Source organism: Rhizobium sp. NXC24, assembly GCF_002944315.1.
Lineage (GTDB): Bacteria > Pseudomonadota > Alphaproteobacteria > Rhizobiales > Rhizobiaceae > Rhizobium.
The window spans coordinates 774,131-799,487 of record NZ_CP024311.1; the positions used below are offsets into that span (position 1 = coordinate 774,131).

Genomic DNA, 25,357 nt, shown 5'->3' on the forward strand with positions numbered 1-25,357 from the left:
TTTTCGCGGAAAGCAACCTGCGATAACGTATTTGTGTTCCTGACTGACGGTCCCACAGTGCTCGCCTGACCTATCTTGTTCTCGGGCGGCCCTGTCTTGGGATGCTGGCCGCCGGGGAAAGACAAGGAGGAACACATTATGAGCATGGACAAGCCCGTCGTGACGCAGGCGATGATCAATGCCTATGACGAATACACGCATCTGACGCTCGATCGCCGCGGTTTCATGGAAAAGCTGACGAAGCTCGCAGGCTCGGCCGGGGCTGCCGCCATGATCGTGCCCTTGCTTGCCGCCAACAAGGCGAGCGCCGAGATCATTGCGGCCGATGACAGCCGTCTCGACACGAAGGACGTCACCTATCCCGGCAGCGGCGGTGACATGAAAGCCTATCTCGCCCGACCCAAGGGCGAGGGCGAGAAGCTCGGTGGCGTGATCGTCATTCATGAAAATCGTGGCCTCAACCCGCATATTCGCGATGTCGCCCGCCGCATGGCGCTGGAAGGTTTCATTGTCCTGGCGCCGGACTTCCTGTCGCCGCTCGGCGGCACGCCGGAAGATGAGGACAAGGCGCGCGAGATGTTCGCCAAGCTCGACGCGGCGCTGACGGTTGCCAATGCCGAAGCGAGCCTGGCCTACCTCTCCAAGCTCGACGGCTCCAACGGCAAGGTCGGCGCAATCGGCTTCTGCTGGGGCGGTGGCGTCATCAACCGCTTCGCCACCAAATCACCGGAGCTGAAGGCCGGCGTCGCCTATTACGGCATGCAGCCAGCCGCTGCCGATGTACCCGATATCAAAGCCGCCCTGATGCTGCACTATGCCGGCCTCGACGACCGCACCAATGCGGGTATTGATGCCTATCGGAAAGAGCTGCAAGCCAGCGGCAAGACCTTCGAGATCTTCGTCTATGACGGTGCCAACCACGCCTTCAACAATGACACCTCGGCTGCCCGCTATGACAAGAAGGCTGCCGATCTTGCCTGGGGCCGGACGGTCGATTTCCTGAAAAAGCATCTGGCCTAGCGGCCGGCGGCAAGGGAGTGAACGAGACAGCGGCCGCAGCTATTCCTTCGGCCGTTGACGCCTGTCGCGGCCGTACCCAATACATGACACTTAAAATTGAACTTTTCCCATTTACGCGCATTGAATATGGCTGTGGCATAAAAGCTGGCGTACGTACCCGGCGTCGTTCCGAATTGACAATAAAATGGGAAATGCATGAGCCCGGACAAACCCGACCGCATCAAATTCCGCAAGGAACCCCAGCAGGAGCGCAGCATCCACCGCGTAGATGTCATCCTGTCGGCCGCCGCCCACCTGATTGCGGAAAAAGGGGTGAGCGCCATGAAGATGACGGAACTTGCTGCCGTCGCCGGCGTGCCGATCGGTTCCGTATACCAATATTTTCCCGAGAAGGCTGCGATCGTCACCGCACTGTTCGACCGCCATGCCGATCTCGTTCAGCAAAAGACGACGGAAGTCTTCGTCGCCGTGAAATCTCTTAGTCACGCCGTCGATCTCGTCTGCGGCGTGATCGACTGGTACTATCGCGAATTCCGCGGCGATCCGACCTATATGGGCGTGTGGCTGGGAACGGAGATGGACCAGGATCTCTTGAGGCTGAATATTCAGCACAGCAACCGCGTTGCCGAAATCTTCCTGAAGGGCATCGAACCCCACATTCCGGCTGGCAGTCAGATCGACCTGCAGGCTCGCGCCCAACTCTTCAGCCACTTGATCGGTGCCTCCGTTCGCCTCGCGATCATGAGCGACAGAAGCCTTGCCATCCGCATGCTGAGTGAATGGAAACAGGTGATCCGCGCGACGCTATTTGCCGAGCCGAGTGGTGAGCCGATGGGCAAGAGGCACTAGGCAAGCTATTCCTCGGAATACGACAACACGGCTTGCGCGGGTCTGCGTCCGAGGAATAAAATACCTTCATGGCTAAGCAGATCATCTTCGTTCAGGGAGCCGGCGAAGGCGTTCACGCTCGCTGGGACAGCAAGCTTGTGGCGAGCCTTGAGCGCGAACTCGGTGAAACCTATGCCGTCCGCTATCCCCAAATGCCTGGAGAGGACGATCCTGACTACGCGGCCTGGCGGGCTGAGCTGATAAGCGAATTCGACCTATTGGAGGACGGAGCAATTCTGGTGGGCCACTCGATCGGCGGGACGATCTTGATCCATGTGCTTGCCGAGCAGCCGCCGAAATTCAGGCCTGGCGGACTGTTTTTAATCGCAGCGCCCTTTATCGGTGAAGGAGGGTGGCCGAGCGATGACATGGACGATCGCAAGGATTTCTCAGAACGCCTCCCGCCCGGCATTCCCGTCTATCTCTATCACGGTGCGGACGACGACATCGTGCCAACCGCCCATGTTCATCTCTATGCGAAAGCACTTCCGCATGCTGTGGTCCGCGTGTTCGAGGGCAGGGATCACCAGCTCGACAACGATATGAGCGACGTCGCGCGGGACATCCGATTACTGGACTAAGCTCAGGGCACGCGGCCAGCTTCCAAAATCACCAGCCTGGCAGAATATGTCCGGCGCGCAGGCGCGGATAGTAGCGCGTGAAGGTCTTCACGTCGCCCTCGAGATCGTCATCGACCGCTGCCGGCGTAATGTTGTCGAGGCAGGCGGAGATGTGGGCGGTGATGGCGTTCATCAGCGACACCGAAAGGCCCGGCCGCTTCATGATGCCGATCTGCACCGGCGGCAGCGGCGGGAAGCCATCCGCCTGGCTCAGTACCTTCATGCCGGTGCGTAGAGCCGATTCTGGCATGACCGAGACCGCCATGCCGGCAAGCACGGCTGCGGCAACCACTGTGCAGGACCAGCTGGTGAACAGAATCTGATAGTCGCGGCCGCCGGCATCGAGCGCCGAGCAGGCAAGTTGACGCCATTGACAGTCGCGCCGCCCGACGGCGAGCGGAATCGGCGCATCGTCGCGCAGCGGATGGTTGGCCGAACCGACCCAGCAGAGCGGCTCGGTGCGCACGACATCGGACATTCTTTCGCGCGGATTGTGGGTCACCAGCGCAATATCGAGCTCGCCGCGATGCATGCGTTCGGCGAGATCGACCGAAGGTTCGCAGACAATATAGAGCTCGACATTCGGATGCGTCTTGGCGAAGCGGCCGATGATCTCGGGCATGTAGCGGTCGGCATAATCGTCCGGCGTGCCGATGCGCAGCGTGCCTTCGAGCCTGTTGTCGTCGAATGCGGCGATCGCCTCATTGTTCAGGCGGATGATGCGGCGCGCATAGTTGAGCAGCTTTTCGCCTTCCGCCGTCAGCCGGTTGCCGCGGCCGTCCTTGATGAAAAGCTGCTTGCCGACGCGCTCCTCCAGCCGGCGCATCTGCATGGAGACCGCCGACTGCGTCTTGAAGACCCGGTCAGCCGCTTTGGTGAAGCTGCCGGAATCCACGATGGCGATGAAGGTCTGCAACTGATCGATATCAAGCGGCGCGGCCATGATCTCACCTATAAAAGAGTTTGATAATTATCATTAGAAACATTCGTTGGACTGATCAATAGGGATTTGGCATCTTCCCAATGCAAATCAGCATACCAATCGACAGACCTCCTGCCGAATTCCTCCCAACCTCGCTCCTTCTCCGGGTCTCCGGGAAGGGGCTTGGCCAGCGTGTGCCTGAACGAAAGGACCATGGAAATGCGCACGACAGATCAGACATTACATCTCGGCCACGCAAGGCCGTCGCTGCCTTTGACGGCACGCCTGACGCTTGCTTTCCATAAGATGGCATCCGTCTGGCGCGCGCTCCGCAACCGCCGCGAGATCAATTATCTGAGTGAGCTGAACGACAGCCAATTGATGGACATCGGCTTGACGCGCCTTGACGTCACATTGGCGCTCAACACGTCGACCTTCTTTGAAGATCCGTCCAGCCATCTGACCAACTCCGCGCGTCGCCGGACGCGCTTCTTCGGCCTTACTCGCTGAGGCCGGTTAAACGTTTCCCCGCAGGGTGATAGCCAATAAGCCCTGCCTCTTACCCGGTGTTCGGTTCCCAACCGACACCGGGTTTTTTCTTTTTGGAGAATTGTTTCGCCCCGTCGAAAGATGATCGGGGAAATTGCCATGTCTTTCGAATGCCTTATGTTACGATCGAGCTAAAATGCGAGGCTGTGGTAATGGCAACGGTGATCCTCTTCCATTCCGTTTATGGTTTGCGCCCGCTCGAACTGGACGCTGTCGAGCGCCTACAGGCGGCAGGGCACAAAGCGTTCGCGCCCGATCTCTATGACGGCTGGGTCGCCAGCTCGATCGACGAAGGCTTCGAGCTGAAGGATGAGATCGGTTGGCCGACCATCTGCGAGCGGGCAGAATGGGCAATGGCCGGCCTGCCGCCATCAACGGTTCTGGGTGGATTCTCCATGGGTGCGGCGGTTGCGGCAAGCCTTTGGCCGAAGCGGCTCCAGACCGCCGGCGTGCTCTTCCTTCACAGCATCGCCCAAATCCCGGAAAACGCCCGCGAGGGCTCGCCCATACAGGTCCATCTTGCCGATCCGGATCGTTTCGAGCCTGCGGAAGATGTTGCCGCGTGGCGATCCGCAGCCGCGCGGTCAAAACTCGCGGCCGATGTCTTCACCTATCCCGGCGCAGGCCACCTTTATACCGACGCCAGCCTGCCCGATTACGATGCCAAGGCGGCCGACCTTACATGGAGCCGCGTTATTCATTTCCTCGACGCTCTCTAACGCTCCACCTTGAACCGGAAGCGGTTACTGCTTAGGTTATCTCCCGTCAGCCATACCAACAGGATGTGTGCCATAATGGATTTCAACCCGATCGCAACGTCATCTCGCCTTGCCATCGGGGAATATCCTATCCATGCCTGCATCCATCACTCTGTCCAATCTTTCATGGTCGACGCCTGACGGCCGGCCGCTTTTCTCCAATCTTGATCTGAGTTTCGGCGCCGAGCGTGCGGGCCTCATCGGCCGCAATGGCGTCGGCAAGACCACGCTTCTCAAGCTTATTGGCCGGGAATGGCAGCCTCAATCCGGGGCGATATCCTTCAGCGGTAGTCTCGGCATCCTGCGCCAAAGCGTCCAGGTCGAGGCCGGCGAAACCGTGGCAGATCTCTTCGGGGCGACCGAAGCGCTGGCGGTTCTTTGCCGTGCCGAAGCAGGCGAGGCGACTGCGGAGGAGCTTGCTGCGGCGGACTGGACGCTGGAGATGCGCATCGCTACCGCCCTCGATCGTGCCGGTCTCGCTGCCGCACCCGAGAGCCGCCTCGAGGCCTTGTCAGGCGGGCAGCGTACACGCGCCGGTCTTGCTGCGCTGATCTTCACCAATCCCGATTTTCTCATTCTGGACGAACCGACGAATAATCTGGATCGCGACAGCCGTAAGGCCGTGATCGAACTGCTCGCAAATTGGCGGGCGGGCGCGATCGTCGTCAGCCATGATCGGGAATTGCTCGACACGGTGGATGCCATTGTCGAGCTGACCTCGCTCGGCGCGACGCGCTATGGCGGCAACTGGAGCCAATATCGCGAGCGCAAAACCTTGGAGCTTGCGGCGGCCGAACACGACCTCGCCGATGCCGAGAAGCGGGTCGCCGAGGTTGCCCGCAGCGCGCAGGCAACCTTGGAACGGCAGGCGCGAAGGGACGGTGCCGGCAAGAGGAAGGCTGCCAAGGGCGGCATTCCGCGTATCATGCTGGGCGGACTGAAAGAACGGAGCGAGATGACGGGCGGTGAAAATGCCCGCCTCGCGGAACATCGGCGCGCACGGGCACTCGAAGACGCCGCCGCCGCTCGCGAGCGCATTGAAATCCTCCAGCCCCTGTCCGTCAGGCTTCCGCCGACCGGACTTCCCGCAAACAAGGTCGTTCTGAAGATGGACGGCGTGACCGCCGGCTATCGCCCAGGCCAGCCGATCATCAGCGATCTCTCTTTTGACATTACAGGCCCGGATCGCATCGCCGTCACCGGTCAGAACGGTTCGGGCAAGACGACATTGCTGGGGCTGATCTCGGGTGAGCTACAGCCATGGGCCGGGACGATTCGGGTCATGACCTCCGTTTCCATGCTCGACCAACGGGTAAGCCTTCTCGATCCGTCGTTGTCGATCCGCGACAATTTCCGGCGGATAAACGCGCAAGCGGATGAAAATGCCTGCCGCGCGGCGCTCGCCCGGTTCATGTTCAGGGCAGATGCCGCACTTCAGATCGTATCCACTCTGAGCGGCGGGCAGTTGCTACGCGCCGGGCTTGCCTGCGTCCTCGGCGGACCGGCGCCGCCGTCGTTGCTGATCCTCGACGAACCGACAAATCATCTCGATATCGATTCGATCGCCGCGGTCGAAGCCGGACTGCGCGCCTATGACGGCGCGCTTCTCGTGGTCAGTCACGATGAGGTTTTTTTGGAGGGCATTAAGATATCGCGGCGGCTGGAACTGCCTGCGGGACTGTCGAGGGAGATCTCGGTCGTAGAATGAGGAAGTGGGATTGGCGTAGGGACGCCCTTGTTCCGCCACGAGCGAGGGCGTCCCCAAACCATTTCCAATTGCCCGTTACGCGGCGCCGACGCTTGCGATCCGGTCCAGCTCCGCGATCTCATGATCCGGCAGCACGAGCTCGGCGGTGGCAAGGTTCTGCCGCAGGTGCTCGAGAGAGGAGGTGCCGGGGATCAAAAGGATGTTTGGCGCGCGTTGCAGCAGCCAGGCCAGCGCCACCTGCATGGGTGTGGCGCCGAGGCGGGCGGCAACATCCGAGAGGGTGGAGGATTGCAACGGGGTAAAGCCGCCGAGCGGAAAGAACGGCACATAGGCGATGCCGTCGCGGGCAAGTTCGTCTATGAAGGCGTCGTCGTCCCGATGCGCCAGATTATATTGGTTTTGCACGCAGACGATCTCGGTAATCCCTTGGCCTTCCGCCACCTGTTTGGCCGTGACGTGGCTCAGGCCGATATGACGTATCAGGCCCTGCCGCTGCAGGTCAGCCAGGATCGTCAATGGCGCTTCGATTGATCCTTCGGCTGGGTGATGAATATCGAACATGATGCGAAGGTTAACGACGTCGAGCACGTCCAGCCCCAAATTGCGGAGATTGTCGTGCACTGCCTGGGTCATTTCTTCGCGGGAAAAGGCCGGAAACCATGATGCATCGCTGCCGCGCAGGGCACCGATCTTGGTGACGATAACGAGATCGTCGCGGTAAGGATGGAGCGCCTCGCGGATCAGCCGGTTGGTGACATGCGGGCCATAGAAGTCGCTTGTGTCGATGTGGTTGACGCCGGAAGCAACCGCTTCCCGCAATACCGCCACCGCCATATCGTGATCCTTCGGCGGGCCGAACACGCCGGGGCCTGCAAGTTGCATGGCGCCATAGCCGAGCCGTTTGACGCGGCGGTCGCCGAGGGTAAAGCTGCCAGATCGTTCGATGTTTGACATGACTATCTCCTTTCAAGATGAAATAGAAATAGATGCCCTCGGAGTGTATGAAAACGGGGTGCAATCCGCACGGGTTGTGCGCAATTGCGAACAGTGGCGAACGGATCGCCTACGAATGGGTTTCGCTCTTCAGCCTTGTTTCGGTGCAGGCTTATCGTTCGCCGGCATATAGTGATCGAAGATCGCTTCCATGTTCTTCTGATAGCTCTTCTGCACTTCCAGGCCACTGTCGAACATGGCGTTGAACATCTCGGTATAGGCGGCCATGTCGACGCCGGGTGTGGCGGGCTTGGCCGGCTTGGCCTTTGGCGCTTCCTTCGGCGGCTCGGAGGGCATCGGGAAGTTGCGCATCATATCCTGGAATGCCTTGGCGAAGGGATTGTCGAGAAAAGGATTGGCGGCGGCGGGCTTTTCGCGCTCGACCTGCTGCGCGCCGAACATCAGTTCCATCGCCTGCGTGAACGGGTTGTCGAAGATGCTCGCCTGCGGCGTCGGCTGCTGCTTCGGTGCAAAGCCGATGGTCTGCAGCCAATTCTGCATCATATCGCCCATCGCCGTATTGAGGAAAGGATTGGCCATCTGAGGCATCTGGCCGCTGGTTTCCTTGAAGAGGCCGCCCATCAGCGTGTCGGCCATGGCGGGGAGCATGCGCTTGTAGATTTCCTGGCCGATGCCGGTCATCTGCGCAGCCTGCTCGGCGATGGCGCGGGACACGTCCTTGGAGCCGAACAGGCGGGCCAGCACGGTGTTGCCGTCGGCAACGCCCTCAGGCGTGAAGGCCTTGCTCATATCCTCGAAATATTTGGCGTAGCTGCCGGAGGTGATGTCCTGCATCACACCCATAAAATTATAGGGGTTCGTCGCGCTGCGCTTGAACCCCGAGGAAAAGGCGGGCATCAGCGCCGCCATGGCTTTCGCTGCCTGTTCCTGCGCGAGATTGAACTGCTTGGCCATCGCCTCCGTGGCGGCGCCGTTCTGTGCCTGCATCATCATGTCGAAGAGTGGCAGCATCGAAGTCCCTTTCCTCGCAATCATGCCGCTTCGGAATCAGAAGGCATGCAATCCTGATAGTATAGCGGGAAAAAAGACGGCGCATACCGGTTTCTGCCGGTGTGCGCCGCAACAATCCAAGCCGAATCCGGCTGTCAGTATTGATATTCCTCGAAGACCGGCTCGACCGATCCGTTCCAGCGGCCGTGATAGAGCATCAAAAGATCATCGGCGAGCGTGCCCTTCTTGGCGAGCACCTCGTCGAGCGGCGCCAGGAAGACCGTTTCGTCCTGGCCATCGCCGTTCACACGGGCGCGGTTCTTCAGGCCGGTGCGGGAAATGCCGACCACTTCGCGTGCCACATCCAGCAGGCTTTGGCCTTTGATGCCGGCCTTCAGGCCTTGCACCGGCACGACATCGCGCAATGCGTTGACCTCTTCGAAAGTCCAGTTCTTGGTGAGCTCATCGGCGGCGGCAAGGGCTGCATCGTCATAGAGCAGGCCGACCCAGAAGGCCGGCAATGCACAGATGCGGCGCCAGGGGCCGCCGTCCGCGCCGCGCATTTCCAGGAAGCGCTTGAGGCGTACGTCGGGGAAAAGGGTGGAGAGATGGTTGGTCCAGTCGCCCATCGTCGGCTCCCAGGCGGCGATCTCGCCCTTCAGCGCGCCGTTCATGAACTGGCGGAAGGTGACATGGGTGCAGTCGTGATAATGTCCGTCACGGACGACGAAATACATAGGAACGTCGAGCGCCCACTTTACGTAGTCTTCAAAGCCGAAATCGTCGCGGAAGGTGAAGTCGAGCAGGCCGCTGCGGCGGTTGTCGGTATCGCGCCAGATGTCGCCGCGCCAGGAGGAGAGGCCGTTCGGCTTGCCTTCGGTGAAGGGCGAGGAGGCAAACAACACTGTCGCCAGCGATTGCAGCTTCATCGATACGCGCATCTTGCGGCGCATGTCCTCTTCCGAAGAGAAGTCGAGGTTCACTTGGATCGTGCAAGTGCGGTACATCATGTCGAGACCCTTCGTGCCGACCTTCGGCATGTAGCGGCTCATAATGTCGTAGCGCGATTTCGGCATGCGCGGCGTCTCGGCCAACGTCCATTTCGGGCTGCCGCCAATGCCGAGGAAGCGGATGCCCATCGGCTCGGCGATTTCGCGCAATGTCGCCAGGTGCTGGTTCGATTCCTTGCAGGTCTGATGGATGGTTTCGAGCGGCGCGCCGGACAGTTCGAACTGGCCGCCGGGCTCTATCGAGATCGCACCCATGCCGGTCGGCTCGCCAAGCCCGATAATATTGTCGCCATCCATGATCGGATCCCAGCCGGACTTTTCCTGCAGGCCCTTCAAGAGCGCGGAAATGCTGGCATCGCCGAAATAAGGCACAGGGCTGTTGTCGGCACGGAAGAACACGAATTTTTCGTGTTCCGTGCCGATGCGGAATTGCTCCTTCGACTTGCTGCCGGCCGCCAAATAGGCCGTCATGTCCGAGACCGAAGAGAGCGGAGTCTGGTCGGTGGTATCGCGCGCCATGGTATTACCTTGATCTCGGAAGGAGGCCCGCGCAAGCCGCAGGCCAATAGGAAGGGTGATTGACGCGGAATGAGGTACGGTGCAAGTGAATTTCTTTCAAGAGCAGTTCAAAAAAATAGGATTTGGGGCCTGGAAGTGACGCTGGGGCGGTAGCCGATATCGGACACGCTTGCACAAGCGTTCAAGACGCCTAGCCACATCGGAAATAGTCTTGCCCCTCTATTGATGACTGAGGGCATACCGATGTTCGAGCTGACCAGCCTTTATCCGATCCTGACGCTGCTTCTGGCGTCCCTGGTCATCATGGGCAGTCCTGGCCCATCCACCATCAGCGCCACGGCAGTCGGCGCCGCCTATGGTTTCCGCCGGTCGATCGGTTACGTCAGTGGTCTCATTGCCGGCACGGTCGTCGTGCTGCTGGCTGTCGCGGTCGGCGTCGTCGCAATCCTGTTCTCGGTGCCGTATGGCGCGTCGGCGCTAACCGTCGTCTCCACCGTGTATATCGTCTATTTGGCCTTGAGGATCGCCATGGCTCCGCCGCTCGCCCGCCGCGGTGATCAGGCCGTCACGCCCGCTTTCACCGGCGGCTTTCTGCTGGCGGTCGCCAATCCCAAAGCCTATCTGGCGATTGCCGCCGTCTTTGCCGGCGTCAGCCTTTTCAAGGATCAGCGCACGCTCGACGTGGTGATCAAGATAACGCTGCTCAGCATGATGATTGTCGTCATTCATCTATGCTGGCTGCTGGTCGGGACCTCGCTGTCGCGGTTCCTTCAGAACCCCACCATTTCGCGCATCGTAAACATTTTCCTGGCGGCTACGCTGATCGTCACGACCGCGCTGGCGCTGGCCGGCTGAAAGGCCGATCTGGACCTGAAGAAGCCCTAGTTCCAGTCCCCGATCGCCGCCTGAATGACCGCCATGGCCGCTACCGCCGCCGTATCGGCGCGCAATATCCGCGGGCCCAAGGGAATGGCGGTGACAAAATCGAGGCTGCGCAGCAGCGCGCGCTCCTCTTCCGAAAATCCGCCCTCTGGGCCGACCAGCAGTGCGAGATGTTTCTCTTTGATCTCCGCCAGGAGCGGCAGCGGGTTCTGTCCGGCATCGCCTTCATCGCAATAGATGATGCGGCGCTCCCTGGGCCAGCGTGCCAGCAGATCGGCAAGCTTTAGGGGCTCCGCCACATCGGGAATGCCGAGAATGCCGCATTGCTCGGCCGCCTCGATGACATTGGCCTTGAGCTTGTCGAGATTGGTGATCTTGCCCTGCACATGCTGCGTCATCACCGGCTGCAGCAGGCCGGCGCCCATTTCCACCGCCTTCTGCACGAGATAATCGAGCCGTCCGACCTTCAGCGGCGCGAAGAGATAGTAGAGGTCGGAAGGGGCTGGCTGCGGCCGCGTTTCCTCGATCGGCGTCAGCAGGATGCGCTTGCGCGAGGGAAAGGAAACGCCGGCCTTCCATTCGCCGTCACGGCCGTTGAAGATCAACAGCTCGGCGCCGTCCTCCATGCGCAGCACATTGGCGAGATAGTTGAATTGATCCCGGTCGGCTTCGATGCCGGCATTCGCTTTGATATCCGAAACCACGTACAGCCGCTGCATGCGGAAATTGGCGCGCATGGGTAATCCCTTAAATGAAGAGCGCGACCATAGCCCAATATACCGCGGCTGCAAGCATGGCCGAGACCGGCACGGTGATGGCCCAGGCGGCGATGATGGTCATGAAATGCGAGCGGCGCACGAGGCGTCGGCGGTGGATTTCGTCTGGATTATGCTCGTCGGCTTCCACCATCTCGCCCCATGCGATGCCCGAGGTTTCCGCCTTCCTTCGCATATAGGCGAGGCGGCGCTTCGAGTGGCTGGTGTACCATTCGCGAAAGAAGCCGACGCCGAAGACCGCGCCGATGGCAATATGGGTGGAGCTGACGGGAAGGCCGAACCAAGAGGCGACGATGACGGTGAGAGCGGCCGACAGCGCGACGCAATAGGCCCGCATCGGGTTGAGTTTGGTGATCTGCTCACCGACGAGGCGGATCAGACGCGGACCGTAAAGCAGCACCCCGACGGAAATGCCGCAGCCACCGATCAGCACGACCCAATAGGGCGCGGTATATCCCGCAGCGCCCCCGACGACACTGAGACTGCCTCCCAGGCTGACGCTGCGTATGATCGCCGCCAGCGGCCCGATGGCGTTGGCGACGTCGTTTGCGCCATGCGCAAAGGACATCAGCGCCGCCGAACAGATCAGCGGCAGGCGGAACAGTTTGCGCAGCGAGCTATTCTTGTTTTCGCAACCGACGGACTGCGCCGCCACCAGCGGCCTTGCAGAAAACCAGATCGCCAAACCGACAACGACGCCGATCGTAATGGTCGAGAAGCCCGCGACGGTGTCTTTGGGCGCGAGCTGCAGTACCAGATAGGCGGTAAAGGCGCCGGCCATCAGGCCGATCAGAATGGGAATCCAGTATTTGGCGGCCGCGATCTTGTCGTCGCGATAGATGATGAAGGTCTTGATGAAAAACAGAATGCCGGCGGCGATCGTGCCACCGAGGAAAGGGGTGACGACCCAGCCGGCGGAGATGGCTCCCAACACGCGCCAATTGACCATCTCCGGCCCGACGGCGGCCGCTCCTGCGCCGACAACGGCGCCGACGATCGTGTGGGTGGTCGAAACCGGTGCTTTCAGCCAGGTGGCGAAGTTGATCCAGAGCGCGGCGGCCAGCAGCGCTGCCATCATCAGCCAGGCGAGCTTGCCGCTGGTGATGATGCGGTCGGTATCGATGATATGCGAGGAGATGGTCTTGATGACCGGTCCACCCGCGATGACGGCGCCGAGAATTTCGAAGATCGCCGCCATGATCAGGGCCTGCGTCATGGTGATGGCACGCGCGCCCACCGCCGCGCCGACATTGTTGGCGACGTCCTTGGCACCGATATTCATGGCCATGTAGCCGGCGAGTGCCACGGCGGCGATGGCCAGCGTCGCGCCTGGCTGGTTCAGCATGTGAATGCCGGCGAAGATCATGGCGAGACCGAGGAAGATCAGGCCGATACCGGGAGCGACCAGCCGTTTCGTGACATGATAGGCCGCATCCTCGACATAGGTGAGTTTGTCGAGGTCCTTGTCTAGCGTCCTTTTTGTCAGTTTCGCCGGTCGGTCGGGCATGCCATTCTCTGAGTCGAAATATATAGTTTTACGCTGCCCGGCAGGCCGCGCAATGTCTGGTAATTATTTCAGTATAGTGTGATGGGAGTATGTTACGGCTTATTGGGCCGCTGCTGTGACAAGTCTTGCCGTCATTCGCCGCTCGAAGGCGAGGATGATGTCGCGCAACTCCGGCTCGCGCACGCGCTGGGCCGCCTCGCTGCAGGAAACCCACTCGATCGTGCGCTCGCCCTTTTCCTTGAAATTCTTGGCGAGATCGCTGACATCGAGCGCATAGACCTGAACCCGGCAGGGCACCTGGATGCCGTCCTTCAGCACCTTGTCATAGCTGAAGGCGCCCAGCGGCTCGGTTTCCACAGTGCCGCGCACGCCCGCTTCTTCGAAGGCTTCGCGAGCCGCGACTTCATGCGACAGCTTGCCCGGCATCGGCCAGCCCTTCGGAATCACCCAGCGACCGGTATCGCGGCTGGTCAGCAGCAGCAGTTCCAACTCACCCGTCTTTTTTCTCACTCGATAGCAGAGCGCGGCATATTGCTGTCGCGGCGGACGCCGGAACATGAGCTGCACATCATTTGCGATACGGGCGAGAATGGCCAAGGGTCGGGTCACCTTTAAAAGTTCGAGTTTAGAATCATCTGCATATTAGCATTACATGGAAAAATTGTGCATTCCATATGACTTTATATGGTATTTCCACACACTTTCGTTGAGTGCTCAATAGATAAAAATATGAGGAATCGGTCCCTGATATTCGCCAGTGATTATGCTGTAAACGACATCGAATGCTATTCCCATGCCGCAGATGGCGTAATCGCTCTATAACTCTTCCTATCATACCGGCAAATAAGCTAAATCTCCGTTATGTCCGAACGTTCTCCGCCGCAACGTCTCCCGCCGATGAACGCACTGCGCGCCTTCGATGCCGTTGCTCGTCGCGGTAGCATTCTGAAGGCCGCTGACGAACTCGGTGTCGCGCGCGGCGCTGTACGCCAGCAACTTGCCGTACTTCAAACATTTTTTGGTATTGATTTGTTCCAGCGTGATGGCCGCCGCCTGGTGCTGACGGAGAAGGGCAGGGCCTTTGCCGACTCCGTCGGCATCGCCTTTGGCATTTTGGCGCGAGCGTCAGCCGAGTTTGCGGCCGGTGAGCGCCGGACCCTTCGCCTCGGCGTTCCCTCCGCCTTCGCCGTCTGGTGGTTGATGCCACGCATTGCCGACCTGCAAGCCGCTCTTCCCGACGTCGATGTCGATATCATCCCCATGGCGACAGTCGAATCGCTGGCGCTCCATCCGGATTTCGACGCCGTGATCATGGGCGGCGAATATCGGCCGGCGCGGGACATCACTGCAATCCGCTTCATGGAAGATGAATTCGGCCCGGTGGCGACGCCGGACCTTGCCGCCCGCCTCGGCCTTGCCGTCGGCGTGGAAGCTCTCGCCGGAGCCGTCGCCCTGACCAGCCGTTCCGCGTCCCGCCTTTGGGACGATTGGTTTGCCGAGAGCGGCCATGTGCCAGCTCGCTTCGCCCGCACTCGCGAATTCGAAGATCTGCTTTTGGCGATCGGCGCCGCCCGCTCCGGCGTTGGTGTCGCCATCGCCCCGCGCACGGCCGTTGTTGACGATATCGATCGCCGCGCGCTGGTGGCGCCCTATGGCTTCATTCGAAGACCCGCCGGATACAGCCTCAGCATCCGCAGTAGCGACGCCAAGGGCGCGGCTTTTGTCAGGCTGGCGGACTGGTTGGTTGGAGCAGGGGCGAGATAAACCTCGTGCATATGGCACTTTTTCTGCCCTATCGCGCATTCCAATGTCCATAGACAGCCTGTCATTTCCCATGAGAGATCGAGGCACGACAGACCGCCGTCAGGAGTGCGTTATGAACCAACCTTCCTCTCTTTCCCGTATCGATTGGGTTACCCGAAGCTGCGGCCTGCTTGCGGCGACGGCGGCGGAATTCCGAGAGACTAGGCCCTTTGCCGGCCTGACGATCGGAACCGGCATCCATCTTGAGCCGAAGACGGTGGCGCTGTTGATGACGCTGCATGCCGGCGGTGCCCGCCTCGTCTGCACCGGCAATCTCAACAGCACCCAGCCGGAAACCGTGGATTATCTGCGTGCGCAGGGAACCACCGTTTTCGCCACCCAGACCACCGATGCCGCCGAGCACGGCGCCAGCCTTGATGCCATCCTGGCGGAAGAGCCGGACCTGCTGCTTGACAATGGCGGCGATCTCTTTGCGCGGGCCGCTGAGCGCCCCTATGCCAAGCTCGTGGGCGGTACGGAGGAGACGACGTCAGGTCGCACCCGCTTGCTGCCGATGCGCGACAGGCTGGCCATGCCGATCCTCGTCATCAATGATAGTCCGATTAAGCAGTTCGCCGAAAACAAGCATGCGGTCGGCCAAAGCCTGTTTGAAAGCTATCTGCGCTTCACCAACCGCTCGACCAATGGCAAGCGTGTCACCGTCTTCGGCTATGGCGCCTGCGGTAAGGGCACGGCCGCCTGTTTCCGCAACGCCTATGCCACCGTCAGCGTGGTCGATATCGATCCGGTGACGACGCTTGAAGCGCATCTGGACGGCTTCGTCACGCCCCTGCGCGCCGAAGCCATTCGCTCCGCCGATATCCTCATCACTGTCACCGGCTATCCCGGCATCGTCACCGCTGCGGACCTGCCACTGATCAAGGATGGCGCGATCCTGATGAACGGTGGTCACTTCCCGCACGAGATCGATGTTGAAGCCTTCCGCACCAGTCCCGATGTCGCCGGCATCGATCGTTACGAAGCCGAGCATATCGAGACCGTCCGCATGCGGGACGGGCGCGCCTTCCACATCCTCGGTGCAGGCCACATGGCCAACCTCGCCGGCCCGCGCCCCCCTTGGCAATACAGTCGAATCTATGGATCTCGGCTTCGCGCTGCAGGCCCGTTGCCTGGAACGCGTGGCAAAGGGCGGTCTCGGCAAGGAAGCCTGCGTCATTCCCGTGCCGACCGATATCGACGCCATGGTGGCATCTGCCTATCTCGATCTGGCGCGATGAGTGCCGAGCCTGTCCGGAATGGGTAAAATAAAAGGATAGAGCGGGAAACCGATTCTATGAAACGCTGAACCGCTCTAAGTCTTCGCCAGCGCATCAGGCAGTAGCCGGTCGTAGAGCTCAGCCATTTCGTCGCCAAAGCAGCAGAAGATAATCTCATCGAAATCGCCGCTCATGCTCTCGGCAACAGCGCTGCGCGTCGCGATCATGGCTGCGGGCTCGGCGGGAAAACGGTAGACGCCGGTCGAGATGGCCGGAAAGGCGATGGTCTTGAGACCGTGATCGGTGGCAAGGCGTAGGCTGTTGCGATAGCAGCTTGCCAGCAAATCGTCTTCGCCGCGCCCGCCGCCGTTCCAGACCGGGCCGACAGTGTGGATCACATGCTTTGCCGGCAGGCGATATCCCCTGGTGATCTTTGCCTGTCCGGTCTTGCAACCGTTCAGCATCCGACACTCCGCCACCAGTTCCGGTCCCGCGGCACGATGGATCGCGCCATCCACGCCGCCGCCGCCAAGCAGGCTGCTGTTTGCCGCGTTGACGATGGCATCGATGTCGAGCTTGGTGATGTCGCCGAGAATGATGGTGAAGCGTGTATTCGAAGCGGCGGAAAGATCGGAGCGGATGGTTTCAAAGGCAGACATGATGACGCTCTCCAAGGGGATGAGGTAGTGGCCGTCTATCGCTCCCAATAGGGAACCGGCCCATAAAGTTCCGCCAGGAAATCGATAAAGACACGCACTTTTGCCGGCAGGAACTGACGGCTGGGATAGACGGCCGAGAGCGTGACGCTGTGCGAGCCTTCATAAGCCGGCAGCACCTGTACCAGACGGCCGTCTTTAAGCTCGGGGCCGACATCCCAGGTGGAGCGCAGCGCAATGCCGAGGCCGGCAATGACGGCTTCGCGGATCACTTCGCTGGAATTGGTGATCAGCTTGCCTTCGGGCCTGAAGGTCAGCGCGCCCTTCGGCCCATCCAGCCGCCAGGGATCGTTATTGTGCGGCGGCAGGCAGGTGTGGCGCCGCAAATCCTCGATATCCTCCGGCATGCCGTGGGCAGCGATATAGGCTGGCGAGGCGCAGAGCACGCGGCGCACCAGCGCCAGGCGCCGTGCCACGAGACTGGAATCGGTGAGCTCCGCAATGCGGATCGCGAGATCGAAGCCGCCGCCGACGATATCGGTGAACTCGTCGGTCAGCACCAGATTGATCGCGAGATCTGGATACGCCTGCATGAATGCCTTGAGATGCGGAGCGATATGCAGCCGGCCGAACGAGGTAGGGGCGGAAATCTTCAGTGTGCCCTGCATCTGCGCGGAACGGCCGGCAATATAGGCCTCCGCTTCCTCCAGTCCGGCGAGGATGGCAAGCACCCGGTCGTAAAAGCCCTGGCCGGCCTCTGTCAGCGAAATCTGCCGCGTCGTGCGCTGCAAAAGCCGTGTGCCGAGCCGATCCTCCAGCCGTTTGATTCGCTTGGAAATCACGGCCGGCGAAAAGCCAAGGACGCGACCGGCGAGCGACATGCTGCCGGTCGTGACGACACTGGCAAAGATTTCAAGATCGCCAAGATTGGTCATCGCGCTATTTGTTCCTATTTTGGCATAAATGCTTATCATTTACGCCAATTTCGGGTAAGTGGTAAGCGTGATATGGCGTTAAAAAGAGGGGCGTCCATATTCGGGTGCAAGAGGAGAACGCCATGGCAGAGGCCATTTCATTTCTGGCGCCGCGCGCCGATGTCCTTGCCCGTCGCCGCGAGATCGTCGCAGACCTCGCTGATCTCCTGCCCCCGGAATGTCTGGTCCATGAGCCGCGCGAGCTCATGCCCTTCGAAACGGACGCTTTCATTTCCTATCGCCGCATGCCGCTCGCCGTCGCTCTGCCGCGCTCGACGACCGAGGTCGCGGCCGTGATGAAATATTGTCATCGCTATGGTATTCCGGTGGTGCCGCGTGGCGCCGGCACGTCGCTCTCCGGCGGGGCTATTCCGCAGGAAGATGCCGTCGTGCTCGGCCTTTCCAAGATGAACCGCATTCTTAACGTGGATCTCGCCAACCGCACGGCGACGGTGCAGGCCGGCGTTACCAATTTGCATATTTCCGAAAGCGTCTCGGCGGATGGTTTCTTCTATGCACCTGATCCGAGCTCGCAGCTCGCTTGCACCATCGGCGGTAATATCGGAATGAATTCCGGTGGGGCCCACTGCCTGAAATACGGCGTCACCACCAACAATCTATTGGGCGTCAAACTGGTATTGACCGACGGCACGGTGATCGATCTTGGCGGCAAGGCCCTAGATGCCGCGGGTTATGATCTGCTGGGACTGGTCTGCGGCTCGGAAGGTCAGCTCGGCATCGTCACCGAAGCGACGGTGCGGTTGATTGCCAAGCCGGAAGGCGCGCGGCCGGTTCTGTTCGGTTTCGACACCTCGGAGCAGGCGGGCGCCTGCGTTGCCGACGTCATTGCTGCCGGCATCATTCCTGTCGCCATCGAGTTCATGGATAAGCCGGCGATCGAGATCTGCGAGGCTTTTGCCCATGCCGGCTATCCGCTGGATGTCGGCGCGCTGCTGATCGTCGAGGTCGAGGGTTCGGAAGCGGAGATGGACGATATGCTGAAAAGCATCGTCGAGATCGCCCGCGCGCATGAGGTGAAGACGGTACGCGAGTGCCAGTCGGCGACCGAGGCTGCGCTGATCTGGAAGGGGCGCAAATCCGCCTTCGGCGCCACCGGCCGCATTGCCGACTATATCTGCATGGATGGCACGGTGCCGCTCAGCCAGCTCTCTTATGTCCTGAAGAAGACGTCTGAAATCATCGATCACTATGGCCTGCGGGTCGCCAACGTCTTCCATGCCGGCGATGGCAACATGCATCCGCTGATCCTCTTCAACGCCAATGATCCCGAGGACGCCGCCAGGGCGGAAGCAGCCGGCAACGATATTCTCCGGCTCTGCGTCGATGCCGGCGGCTGCCTGACAGGCGAGCATGGCGTCGGTATCGAGAAGCGTGACCTGATGCGACACCAATATGCGGAGGCCGATCTCGCCCAGATGATGTCCGTGCGCGCGGCGTTCGATCCCGGCTGGATCCTCAATCCCTCTAAAGTCTTCCCGCTGGATGGGCGCAACGCCGTATGAGAGAATTTCTGCCGAAGACGGAAGGCGAGGCTGCAGCCATCATCCGCGATCAAGCCGCACGTGGCGCAGCATTGGCCATTGTCGGCGGCAACACCCGTGCCGGTTTCGGCAACGCCTTCGCCGCAGAGGCTACGCTACGTTCGTCTGAGCTTACCGGTATCGTTGCCTATAATCCGGGTGAGATGGTGATGACCGCACGAGCGGGGACGCCGGTTGCCGAAATCGAGGCGGCGCTGGTGCAAAACGGCCAGATGATGGCCTTCGAACCGATGGACCACCGGCCATTGATGGCGACCGATGGCGAGCCGACGATCGGCGGCGTCTTCGCCGCAAATGTCTCAGGTCCGCGGCGTTTCGTAAGCGGAGCCGCACGCGATAGCCTGCTCGGCGTCCGCTTCGTCAATGGCAAAGGCGAGATCGTCAAGGCCGGCGGGCGGGTGATGAAAAACGTCACCGGCCTCGATCTCGTCAAGCTCATGGCCGGCTCGCACGGCACGCTTGGCCTGCTGACGGAAGTCACCTTCCGCGTGCCGCCGCGCCCGAAGACGGAAGAGACGATCATCGTTTCCGGCCTCAACGATGCCGAGGCGGCAAATGTAATGGCGGCGGCCATGGCGCTGCCGGTCGACGTATCCGGTGCGGCGCATCTGCCGCTGACCGTCTCCTGGACGTTTCTGGACAACCAATTGCCGGAAGGGGCGGCGACGGTATTGCGCGTGGAAGGTTTGGCTGGCTCCGTCTCGGTGAGGGCAGAGAAACTGGCCTCTGCCATGCGTCGGCTTGGCCCCGTGACGCGGCTTGCCGAAGCGGAGAGCCACCGTCTGTGGCGAGAGATCCGCAATGTGAAGCCCTACGCCGACGACACGATGCGCCCTGTCTGGCGCGTTTCGGTCGCTCCAAGCATCGGCCATCAGCTCGTCGCGGCGCTGCGCCTCGAAGCGGGCGTCGACGCCTATTACGATTGGCAAGGCGGCTTGGTCTGGATGCGCATGGAGGCAGAGCCGGAGGGTGAATTGGTGCGTCGCTATATCCACGCGCTCGGCGGCGGCCATGCCACGCTGCTGCGCGCAACACCGGCCGCTCGGGCGACAACGCCGTCTTTTCAGCCGCAGCCCGAGGCCGTGGCCTTGCTGTCGGCGCGTGTGAAGGAGAAGTTCGATCCTGCGGGGATTTTCAATCCGGGGAAGATGGGATGATGTGGATGGAATCTTTTGCTCGGCACCGCCTCACTTTGACCCTCTCTCCGCGGGGGAGAGGGGATGACCTTGTTTGCAGCGATTCCTCGATTCTCTCGCCGGCAAAAACGAGGGAGGAAGGCACGTTTCCCCTTCTCCCCGCTGGGGCGAAGGTAGGGACAGCCTGATGCAAACCAACTTCACCCCCGCCCAGCTTGCCGATCCACATGTCGCCGAATCCGAGGCGATCCTGCGCAAATGCGTCCATTGCGGCTTCTGCACCGCCACCTGTCCGACCTATGTGACGCTCGGCAATGAACTCGACAGCCCGCGCGGCCGGATCTACCTCATCAAGGACATGCTGGAAAACGGCAGGCCTGCCGACGCCGAGGTCGTAACGCATATCGACCGCTGTCTCTCCTGCCTTGCCTGCGTGACCACCTGTCCCTCCGGCGTCGACTATATGCATCTGGTCGATCACGCCCGCATCCATATCGAAAAGACCTACAAGCGACCGGTGATGAACCGGTTGACACGCAGCGTGCTGGCCGCGGTCCTGCCGTATCCCGGCCGGTTCCGCCTGGCGCTCAAGCTTGCTCGTATGGGCCAACCCTTCAAGGGATTGATGAAGCGCATTCCGGGGTTGAACCCCTTTGTTGCCATGCTTGATCTTGCACCACGCTCCATCCCGGCGCCGTCACCTCTTGCCAAGCCCGGACGGCACCAGCCGCAGGCGGAGCGGCGTGGGCGGGTGGCGATCCTGACCGGTTGCGCCCAGCCGGTGCTCGATCCCGCCATCAATGAGGCGACCATACGGCTTCTCGCCCGTCTCGGTGTCGAAGTGGTGGTGCCGGAGGGCGAGGTCTGCTGCGGTTCGCTGGTGCATCACATGGGCCGGGAAGAACAGGCGCTGGCCGGTGCCCGCGCCAATATCGATGTCTGGATGCGCGAGATCGAAGCCGGTGGGCTCGATGCGATTATTATCACGGCGTCAGGTTGCGGCACGACGATCAAGGACTATGGCCATATGCTGCGACTCGATCCGGCCTATGCGGACAAGGCCGCACGAATCTCCGCACTCGCCAAGGACATCACCGAATATCTCGCAAGCCTCGATCTGCCCTCGCATATGCCGCGCGGCATCACCGTCGCCTATCATTCCGCCTGCTCGATGCAGCACGGCCAGAGGATCACCATGGCGCCGAAACTGCTGCTGAAGGCAGCGGGGTTTACCGTGCGCGATCCGGCGGAAGGGCATCTCTGCTGCGGCTCGGCCGGCACCTACAACATCATGCAACCGGAAATCTCCGGCGAGCTGAAGGCGCGCAAGGTCAGGAACCTCGAGGCGACAAAGGCTGATATCATCGCCACCGGCAATATCGGCTGCATCACGCAGATCGCGACGGGAACGGACATGCCGATCCTGCACACGGTCGAATTGCTGGATTGGGCCTATGGCGGCGAGATGCCGGCAAAGCTGAAAGGGTTCAAGCTGGCGGCCGCTTAGGACAACAACAGGAAAAGTGGGAAGCGGCCTGCCGACCGATCGGTGAAAAGCCGAAGCGCTTAGTGCAGCCGCCTCGACGGCGATGGCCGATGTGCCCGCCATTCCATCTCGAATTTGTCGGCGCCGATAAGCGTCAGGCTTATCCGGTCCTGCCCTTCCTCAATAAAGACACCGTCGACCAATCCGGCAACGCCGTCATAGAATGAACCTTCAACGAGACTGCTGAGACCCGCCCTGTCGCACATCCGGCCGGAGAGATCGGCAATGGAGAGACATTCCCTGCTGCCGTCGGCAAACACGTCGATAAGCCGAGGAACGTCTCCCTCGGTGTCGACTTCGTAATAGACAATGACCGGCTCCGCGCTTTCCGGATGGATCCAGTCACATCGGTAATAGGAAAAGCTCATGCCCCTATTGTCTACTACAAAAACCCCTAAATCGGAACAGATTTAGGGGTTTCGGCAACTATAGTGGCCACGTTATTTAGAAGTTGAATGACACACCGAAATCGATGGCATGGGTGAAGACATCGGTCTTCAGGTTGGCGCCGCTGTCGATCGGGACGTTCACGAAGTTGTAGTTGCCCTTGTATTCGACGAAGGTCGCCCAATGCTGGCTGAGCTGGTAGCTGATGCCAGCCTGCGCCTGCAGCGATGCGCCGCCGAACTCGTAATCGAAGGTGCGGCCGGAGGCGCGGGTCACTTCGACATGCGGCACGTTGATGCCGGCGCCGAGGCCGACATAGGGCGTCCACTTGCGGCTCGGATCCTGGAAGCGATAGAGCGCATTCAGCGTCAGCATATTGAGGCCGTCGGTGAACTCGAAATGCGACCAGCCGGGCGTATTGCCAAGATCGCCATAGACCTTGGCATGGGTGTAGTCGAGCGAGACACCCCAGTTCGACTGATTGAATTCGTCCAGCCACCAGATGCCGCGGACACCGAAATAGGGCGGCATCTTGAAGGATTTGCCGGACCAGTTGGGATCGAAATCAGCCCCGTCAGACGTCTTGACGTTGTTGCCGGTTGCGCCCTGGAAGCCGCCGTAAGCCGAAAACTGCATCTCTGCCGAAGCCGAGCCGGCGGCAAAGACGAAAGCTGAAATCGCAAGCGCGGCCACAGCCGGCTGCCTGATGCGAAATGCGCGATGCATGTAAAATCCCCAACTGGCAAAGTGTCGCTATCTAAACGTGCTTATGTGACAGTTCTATTGCAACGTCGCCTGATCGGAGTGGCTTAGGCGGGAAAGCTGACACCAAACTGAACCAAAAGGGCAGTTTGCCGGGCGCCGGACGCGATAAGTTTGGGGATGTTACACCTGCGCCACAGTGCGTGTTGTCGGACGAGTACGTTTCGGTCAAAAGGGAGCGACATACGTCACCATCTCCCCCCGAGGTGGGGGAGATGTCACGATAGTGATAGAGGGGGATCAGACGTCCCGCCATGCCGAAACGTCGTGATTGGGAAGTGCGCGCTGCTCAGCCGCCGAATATCGTCCGCAACAGGTCTATGCCGCGATCGTCGTAGCTGACCTCGCCCTGCTTGTTGCCGGGGCCGACGACGATGACCTTGGTGCCGACGGGAGCGCGGTCGTAGAGATCCACCACATCCTTGTTCATCATGCGGATGCAGCCGGACGACATGTTGAGCCCGATGCTCCAGGGCTGGTTGGTGCCGTGGATGCGGAAGGCGGTGTCGTTGCCGTTGCGATAGAGATACATGGCGCGGGCGCCGAGCGGGTTGCCTTCGCCGCCTTCCTGATAGGCGGGCAGCTTATGGCCCTTCTTGGCTTCGCGAACGATCATCTCCGGCGGCGGCGTCCAGCCTGGCCACTCAGCCTTGCGGCCGATTTTGACGACGCCGGACCAGCCGAAGCCGTCGCGGCCGACACCGATGCCATAGCGCCGCGCCCGGTCGTCGCCTTCAACGAGGTAGAGATATTTATTGTTGGTATCGATGATGATCGTGCCCGGTGCCTCATTGGTTACAAGCCGCACGATCCGCCGCTGAAATTGCGGCTTGACCTGTCCCTGCGGCTGCATTGCCACGCGGATCACATCGGTTCGCGTTACCTGTGCGACATGCGGTGCAGAGGCGCTAAAAGCTGCCGCATCCGATGCCGCCATAAGGCACGACATAACCATGCCCGCCGCCGCCACGACCGGTAGTATTGATTTCATCCGTCATTCCCCTCTCGAGTTAGCCGGCAGGAAACTAACGAAACTTGCGATAGGATCAAGATGAAATCGCGGATGACAAAGATCGCGCCGATGGAGCGGCTGCCCGTTCCAGCATCCGAAAGAGCGTTATTGTCGAGTTATATCAATGCTTACAACAGGGTTGCTGCGCCGATCGCGCCGTGCGCAGCAATCTTGGTAGCAATCACATCACTATAACGCGTGTCCCGACTTTTACACGATCGTAGAGGTCGATCACGTCTTCATTGCGTAGACGGATGCAGCCGGATGACACGGCATTGCCGATCGTCCAGGGCGCATTGGTGCCGTGGATGCGGTAGAGGGTCGAGCCGAGATACATGGCGCGGGCGCCGAGCGGATTGGCTTCGCCGCCTTCCATATGGGCCGGCAGATAGTGGCCCTTTGCGGCTTCGCGCGCCAACATTTCCGATGGCGGCGTCCAATCGGGCCATTCCTGCTTGCGGGTGATGGTATGGGCACCGGCCCATTCGAAGCCGGGTTTGCCAACGCCGACGCCGTAGCGCCGCGCCTTGCCGCCGTCCATCACCAGATAGAGGAAGCGATCGTTGGTGTCGATGACGATGGTGCCCGGCCTTTCCTTGGTCGGGTAGTCGACGATCTGCGGCAGGAACTGCGGGTCGATTTGGCCGCGGACCGCCGGATATTGCGGCCGCACGACCGCGACTTGCTGCACGACGGGACGCGAAAACAGGCCGCGCGGCTGGATTACCCGCCGTACCTGCGGATTGACGGCCTGGTCTTCCGCCGGATTGTTCATGGGATTGACGGCCTGGCGCACCATGCGGCGAGAGGGATAGACCGCCGGCTGCACATCGGCGCCGCCGAGCTGCATCACCCAGGGGGCGGTCAGATCGGGGCTGACGATGACAGGCGGGCGCGACTGGTAACGGTCGTCGGCGAAAGCGCCGGAGGCGAGCAGGCTCAAAGCGCCGGCGGCAAATAAAATGCATTGTTTCATCATCGGACAAACTCTCTACAAACGGGCCGAGGATGGGCGTAATTGCGCCCGGTCAGGAACATGGTGCCACTTGCGCGCCAGCGAATGGTAAACATCTATTCATCAAAATGCCGCGAAGCCGATAAACCTTTGTCAGGGTTACCGCTTGGTTTGGAAAGACGGTTTGCAAGTGGTAAACCGTGAATCGGGATGACTTGCCTTCGAATCGTTCTCTCGATCTTAA

Annotated in this window: 24 protein-coding genes and 1 pseudogene; 12 read left to right on the forward strand and 13 right to left on the reverse strand. The window is 60.7% G+C overall.

The window, feature by feature from the left end; genetic code table 11:
* Positions 1-144 precede the first annotated feature (144 nt).
* The 3 genes from NXC24_RS03790 to NXC24_RS03800 all read left to right on the forward strand — a co-directional run bounded on the left by NXC24_RS03790 (position 145) and on the right by NXC24_RS03800 (position 2,489).
* Positions 145-1,020, forward strand: coding sequence for a dienelactone hydrolase family protein (locus NXC24_RS03790; RefSeq protein ID WP_104824992.1), 876 nt, complete (start codon positions 145-147; stop codon positions 1,018-1,020).
* A gap of 195 nt (positions 1,021-1,215) precedes the next feature.
* Positions 1,216-1,869 (forward strand): TetR/AcrR family transcriptional regulator, encoded by a 654-nt coding sequence (locus NXC24_RS03795; protein ID WP_104822088.1) that lies wholly within the window; start codon positions 1,216-1,218, stop codon positions 1,867-1,869.
* 68 nt (positions 1,870-1,937) lie between these two features.
* On the forward strand, positions 1,938-2,489 hold the full coding sequence (locus NXC24_RS03800) for an alpha/beta fold hydrolase (protein WP_104822089.1): 552 nt from the start codon (positions 1,938-1,940) through the stop codon (positions 2,487-2,489).
* A 28-nt stretch (positions 2,490-2,517) separates the two neighbouring features.
* On the opposite strand, the gene NXC24_RS03805 is transcribed toward NXC24_RS03800, so the two are convergent.
* Positions 2,518-3,471 (reverse strand): LysR substrate-binding domain-containing protein, encoded by a 954-nt coding sequence (locus tag NXC24_RS03805; protein ID WP_104822090.1) that lies wholly within the window; start codon positions 3,469-3,471, stop codon positions 2,518-2,520.
* 198 nt (positions 3,472-3,669) lie between these two features.
* On the opposite strand from NXC24_RS03805, the gene NXC24_RS03810 reads away from it, so the two are divergent.
* From NXC24_RS03810 to NXC24_RS03820, 3 genes are all read left to right on the forward strand, one after another.
* On the forward strand, positions 3,670-3,960 hold the full coding sequence (locus NXC24_RS03810) for a DUF1127 domain-containing protein (RefSeq protein WP_104824993.1): 291 nt from the start codon (positions 3,670-3,672) through the stop codon (positions 3,958-3,960).
* Positions 3,961-4,151: 191 nt separating this feature from the next.
* Complete coding sequence (locus NXC24_RS03815) at positions 4,152-4,718, forward strand: dienelactone hydrolase family protein (RefSeq protein WP_104824994.1); 567 nt, start codon at positions 4,152-4,154, stop codon at positions 4,716-4,718.
* A gap of 133 nt (positions 4,719-4,851) precedes the next feature.
* Positions 4,852-6,465, forward strand: coding sequence for an ABC-F family ATP-binding cassette domain-containing protein (locus NXC24_RS03820; protein WP_104822091.1), 1,614 nt, complete (start codon positions 4,852-4,854; stop codon positions 6,463-6,465).
* Between the two features lie 75 nt (positions 6,466-6,540).
* Here NXC24_RS03820 and NXC24_RS03825 read toward each other — a convergent pair whose 3' ends face one another.
* From NXC24_RS03825 to NXC24_RS03835, 3 genes are all read right to left on the reverse strand, one after another.
* A complete protein-coding gene (locus NXC24_RS03825) occupies positions 6,541-7,419 on the reverse strand; it encodes an aldo/keto reductase family oxidoreductase (protein WP_104822092.1) in 879 nt (292 codons plus the stop codon).
* 129 nt (positions 7,420-7,548) lie between these two features.
* Positions 7,549-8,430 carry a DUF937 domain-containing protein gene (locus NXC24_RS03830; RefSeq protein WP_104822093.1) on the reverse strand — a complete coding sequence of 294 codons (882 nt, stop codon included), beginning with the start codon at positions 8,428-8,430 and terminating at the stop codon, positions 7,549-7,551.
* A 134-nt stretch (positions 8,431-8,564) separates the two neighbouring features.
* Positions 8,565-9,938, reverse strand: a complete 1,374-nt coding sequence (locus NXC24_RS03835) for a glutamate--cysteine ligase (protein ID WP_104822094.1) — start codon at positions 9,936-9,938, stop codon at positions 8,565-8,567.
* A gap of 243 nt (positions 9,939-10,181) precedes the next feature.
* On the opposite strand from NXC24_RS03835, the gene NXC24_RS03840 reads away from it, so the two are divergent.
* Positions 10,182-10,793, forward strand: a complete 612-nt coding sequence (locus tag NXC24_RS03840; RefSeq protein WP_245463926.1) for a LysE family transporter — start codon at positions 10,182-10,184, stop codon at positions 10,791-10,793.
* Positions 10,794-10,819: 26 nt separating this feature from the next.
* Here the strand turns inward: NXC24_RS03840 and NXC24_RS03845 are convergent, their stop codons facing one another.
* The 3 genes from NXC24_RS03845 to NXC24_RS03855 form a co-directional block, all read right to left on the reverse strand.
* Positions 10,820-11,557: a 16S rRNA (uracil(1498)-N(3))-methyltransferase gene (locus NXC24_RS03845; RefSeq protein WP_104822096.1), complete on the reverse strand. Its 738-nt coding sequence runs from the start codon at positions 11,555-11,557 to the stop codon at positions 10,820-10,822.
* Positions 11,558-11,567: 10 nt separating this feature from the next.
* Positions 11,568-13,103 carry an inorganic phosphate transporter gene (locus NXC24_RS03850; RefSeq protein ID WP_104822097.1) on the reverse strand — a complete coding sequence of 512 codons (1,536 nt, stop codon included), beginning with the start codon at positions 13,101-13,103 and terminating at the stop codon, positions 11,568-11,570.
* A 99-nt stretch (positions 13,104-13,202) separates the two neighbouring features.
* Positions 13,203-13,700 (reverse strand): NUDIX hydrolase, encoded by a 498-nt coding sequence (locus NXC24_RS03855; RefSeq protein WP_199773561.1) that lies wholly within the window; start codon positions 13,698-13,700, stop codon positions 13,203-13,205.
* A gap of 264 nt (positions 13,701-13,964) precedes the next feature.
* Here NXC24_RS03855 and NXC24_RS03860 point away from each other — a divergent pair, with 264 nt between their 5' ends.
* Together NXC24_RS03860 and NXC24_RS03865 are read left to right on the forward strand one after the other, a co-directional pair.
* The gene (locus tag NXC24_RS03860; RefSeq protein WP_104822098.1) at positions 13,965-14,867 is read left to right on the forward strand and encodes a LysR substrate-binding domain-containing protein; all 903 of its coding nucleotides are present in this window, start codon (positions 13,965-13,967) and stop codon (positions 14,865-14,867) included.
* Between the two features lie 112 nt (positions 14,868-14,979).
* A pseudogene (locus tag NXC24_RS03865) lies at positions 14,980-16,144 on the forward strand (adenosylhomocysteinase).
* A 74-nt stretch (positions 16,145-16,218) separates the two neighbouring features.
* On the opposite strand, the gene NXC24_RS03870 reads toward NXC24_RS03865, so the two are convergent.
* Positions 16,219-16,782, reverse strand: coding sequence for an O-acetyl-ADP-ribose deacetylase (locus NXC24_RS03870; RefSeq protein WP_104822099.1), 564 nt, complete (start codon positions 16,780-16,782; stop codon positions 16,219-16,221).
* Between the two features lie 35 nt (positions 16,783-16,817).
* Positions 16,818-17,714 (reverse strand): LysR family transcriptional regulator, encoded by an 897-nt coding sequence (locus NXC24_RS03875; RefSeq protein WP_104822100.1) that lies wholly within the window; start codon positions 17,712-17,714, stop codon positions 16,818-16,820.
* Between the two features lie 122 nt (positions 17,715-17,836).
* Here NXC24_RS03875 and NXC24_RS03880 point away from each other — a divergent pair, with 122 nt between their 5' ends.
* From NXC24_RS03880 to glcF, 3 genes are all read left to right on the forward strand, one after another.
* Positions 17,837-19,276 carry an FAD-linked oxidase C-terminal domain-containing protein gene (locus NXC24_RS03880; protein ID WP_104822101.1) on the forward strand — a complete coding sequence of 480 codons (1,440 nt, stop codon included), beginning with the start codon at positions 17,837-17,839 and terminating at the stop codon, positions 19,274-19,276.
* On the forward strand, positions 19,273-20,472 hold the full coding sequence (locus NXC24_RS03885; protein ID WP_104822102.1) for an FAD-binding protein: 1,200 nt from the start codon (positions 19,273-19,275) through the stop codon (positions 20,470-20,472). Before NXC24_RS03880 ends, NXC24_RS03885 begins: the two co-directional genes overlap by 4 nt.
* A 166-nt stretch (positions 20,473-20,638) precedes the next feature.
* On the forward strand, positions 20,639-21,958 hold the full coding sequence (glcF, locus tag NXC24_RS03890) for a glycolate oxidase subunit GlcF (protein ID WP_104822103.1): 1,320 nt from the start codon (positions 20,639-20,641) through the stop codon (positions 21,956-21,958).
* Between the two features lie 59 nt (positions 21,959-22,017).
* Here the strand turns inward: glcF and NXC24_RS03895 are convergent, their stop codons facing one another.
* The 4 genes from NXC24_RS03895 to NXC24_RS03910 all read right to left on the reverse strand — a co-directional run bounded on the left by NXC24_RS03895 (position 22,018) and on the right by NXC24_RS03910 (position 25,137).
* Positions 22,018-22,365, reverse strand: a complete 348-nt coding sequence (locus NXC24_RS03895; protein WP_104822104.1) for a hypothetical protein — start codon at positions 22,363-22,365, stop codon at positions 22,018-22,020.
* A 76-nt stretch (positions 22,366-22,441) separates the two neighbouring features.
* Positions 22,442-23,110: a porin family protein gene (locus tag NXC24_RS03900; RefSeq protein ID WP_104822105.1), complete on the reverse strand. Its 669-nt coding sequence runs from the start codon at positions 23,108-23,110 to the stop codon at positions 22,442-22,444.
* 325 nt (positions 23,111-23,435) lie between these two features.
* The gene (locus NXC24_RS03905) at positions 23,436-24,137 is read right to left on the reverse strand and encodes a L,D-transpeptidase (protein WP_104822106.1); all 702 of its coding nucleotides are present in this window, start codon (positions 24,135-24,137) and stop codon (positions 23,436-23,438) included.
* Between the two features lie 202 nt (positions 24,138-24,339).
* Positions 24,340-25,137 carry a L,D-transpeptidase gene (locus NXC24_RS03910; protein WP_104822107.1) on the reverse strand — a complete coding sequence of 266 codons (798 nt, stop codon included), beginning with the start codon at positions 25,135-25,137 and terminating at the stop codon, positions 24,340-24,342.
* Positions 25,138-25,357: the final 220 nt, after the last annotated feature.

Coding starts and splice junctions, on each gene's coding strand:
- NXC24_RS03790 (WP_104824992.1), top strand. CDS start 145: ATGGACAAGCCCGTCGTGACGCAGGCGATGATCAATGCCTATGACGAA.
- NXC24_RS03795 (WP_104822088.1), top strand. CDS start 1,216: ATGAGCCCGGACAAACCCGACCGCATCAAATTCCGCAAGGAACCCCAG.
- NXC24_RS03800 (WP_104822089.1), top strand. CDS start 1,938: ATGGCTAAGCAGATCATCTTCGTTCAGGGAGCCGGCGAAGGCGTTCAC.
- NXC24_RS03805 (WP_104822090.1), bottom strand. CDS start 3,471: ATGGCCGCGCCGCTTGATATCGATCAGTTGCAGACCTTCATCGCCATC.
- NXC24_RS03810 (WP_104824993.1), top strand. CDS start 3,670: ATGCGCACGACAGATCAGACATTACATCTCGGCCACGCAAGGCCGTCG.
- NXC24_RS03815 (WP_104824994.1), top strand. CDS start 4,152: ATGGCAACGGTGATCCTCTTCCATTCCGTTTATGGTTTGCGCCCGCTC.
- NXC24_RS03820 (WP_104822091.1), top strand. CDS start 4,852: ATGCCTGCATCCATCACTCTGTCCAATCTTTCATGGTCGACGCCTGAC.
- NXC24_RS03825 (WP_104822092.1), bottom strand. CDS start 7,419: ATGTCAAACATCGAACGATCTGGCAGCTTTACCCTCGGCGACCGCCGC.
- NXC24_RS03830 (WP_104822093.1), bottom strand. CDS start 8,430: ATGCTGCCACTCTTCGACATGATGATGCAGGCACAGAACGGCGCCGCC.
- NXC24_RS03835 (WP_104822094.1), bottom strand. CDS start 9,938: ATGGCGCGCGATACCACCGACCAGACTCCGCTCTCTTCGGTCTCGGAC.
- NXC24_RS03840 (WP_245463926.1), top strand. CDS start 10,182: ATGTTCGAGCTGACCAGCCTTTATCCGATCCTGACGCTGCTTCTGGCG.
- NXC24_RS03845 (WP_104822096.1), bottom strand. CDS start 11,557: ATGCGCGCCAATTTCCGCATGCAGCGGCTGTACGTGGTTTCGGATATC.
- NXC24_RS03850 (WP_104822097.1), bottom strand. CDS start 13,103: ATGCCCGACCGACCGGCGAAACTGACAAAAAGGACGCTAGACAAGGAC.
- NXC24_RS03860 (WP_104822098.1), top strand. CDS start 13,965: ATGTCCGAACGTTCTCCGCCGCAACGTCTCCCGCCGATGAACGCACTG.
- NXC24_RS03870 (WP_104822099.1), bottom strand. CDS start 16,782: ATGTCTGCCTTTGAAACCATCCGCTCCGATCTTTCCGCCGCTTCGAAT.
- NXC24_RS03875 (WP_104822100.1), bottom strand. CDS start 17,714: ATGACCAATCTTGGCGATCTTGAAATCTTTGCCAGTGTCGTCACGACC.
- NXC24_RS03880 (WP_104822101.1), top strand. CDS start 17,837: ATGGCAGAGGCCATTTCATTTCTGGCGCCGCGCGCCGATGTCCTTGCC.
- NXC24_RS03885 (WP_104822102.1), top strand. CDS start 19,273: ATGAGAGAATTTCTGCCGAAGACGGAAGGCGAGGCTGCAGCCATCATC.
- glcF (WP_104822103.1), top strand. CDS start 20,639: ATGCAAACCAACTTCACCCCCGCCCAGCTTGCCGATCCACATGTCGCC.
- NXC24_RS03895 (WP_104822104.1), bottom strand. CDS start 22,365: ATGAGCTTTTCCTATTACCGATGTGACTGGATCCATCCGGAAAGCGCG.
- NXC24_RS03900 (WP_104822105.1), bottom strand. CDS start 23,110: ATGCATCGCGCATTTCGCATCAGGCAGCCGGCTGTGGCCGCGCTTGCG.
- NXC24_RS03905 (WP_104822106.1), bottom strand. CDS start 24,137: ATGAAATCAATACTACCGGTCGTGGCGGCGGCGGGCATGGTTATGTCG.
- NXC24_RS03910 (WP_104822107.1), bottom strand. CDS start 25,137: ATGATGAAACAATGCATTTTATTTGCCGCCGGCGCTTTGAGCCTGCTC.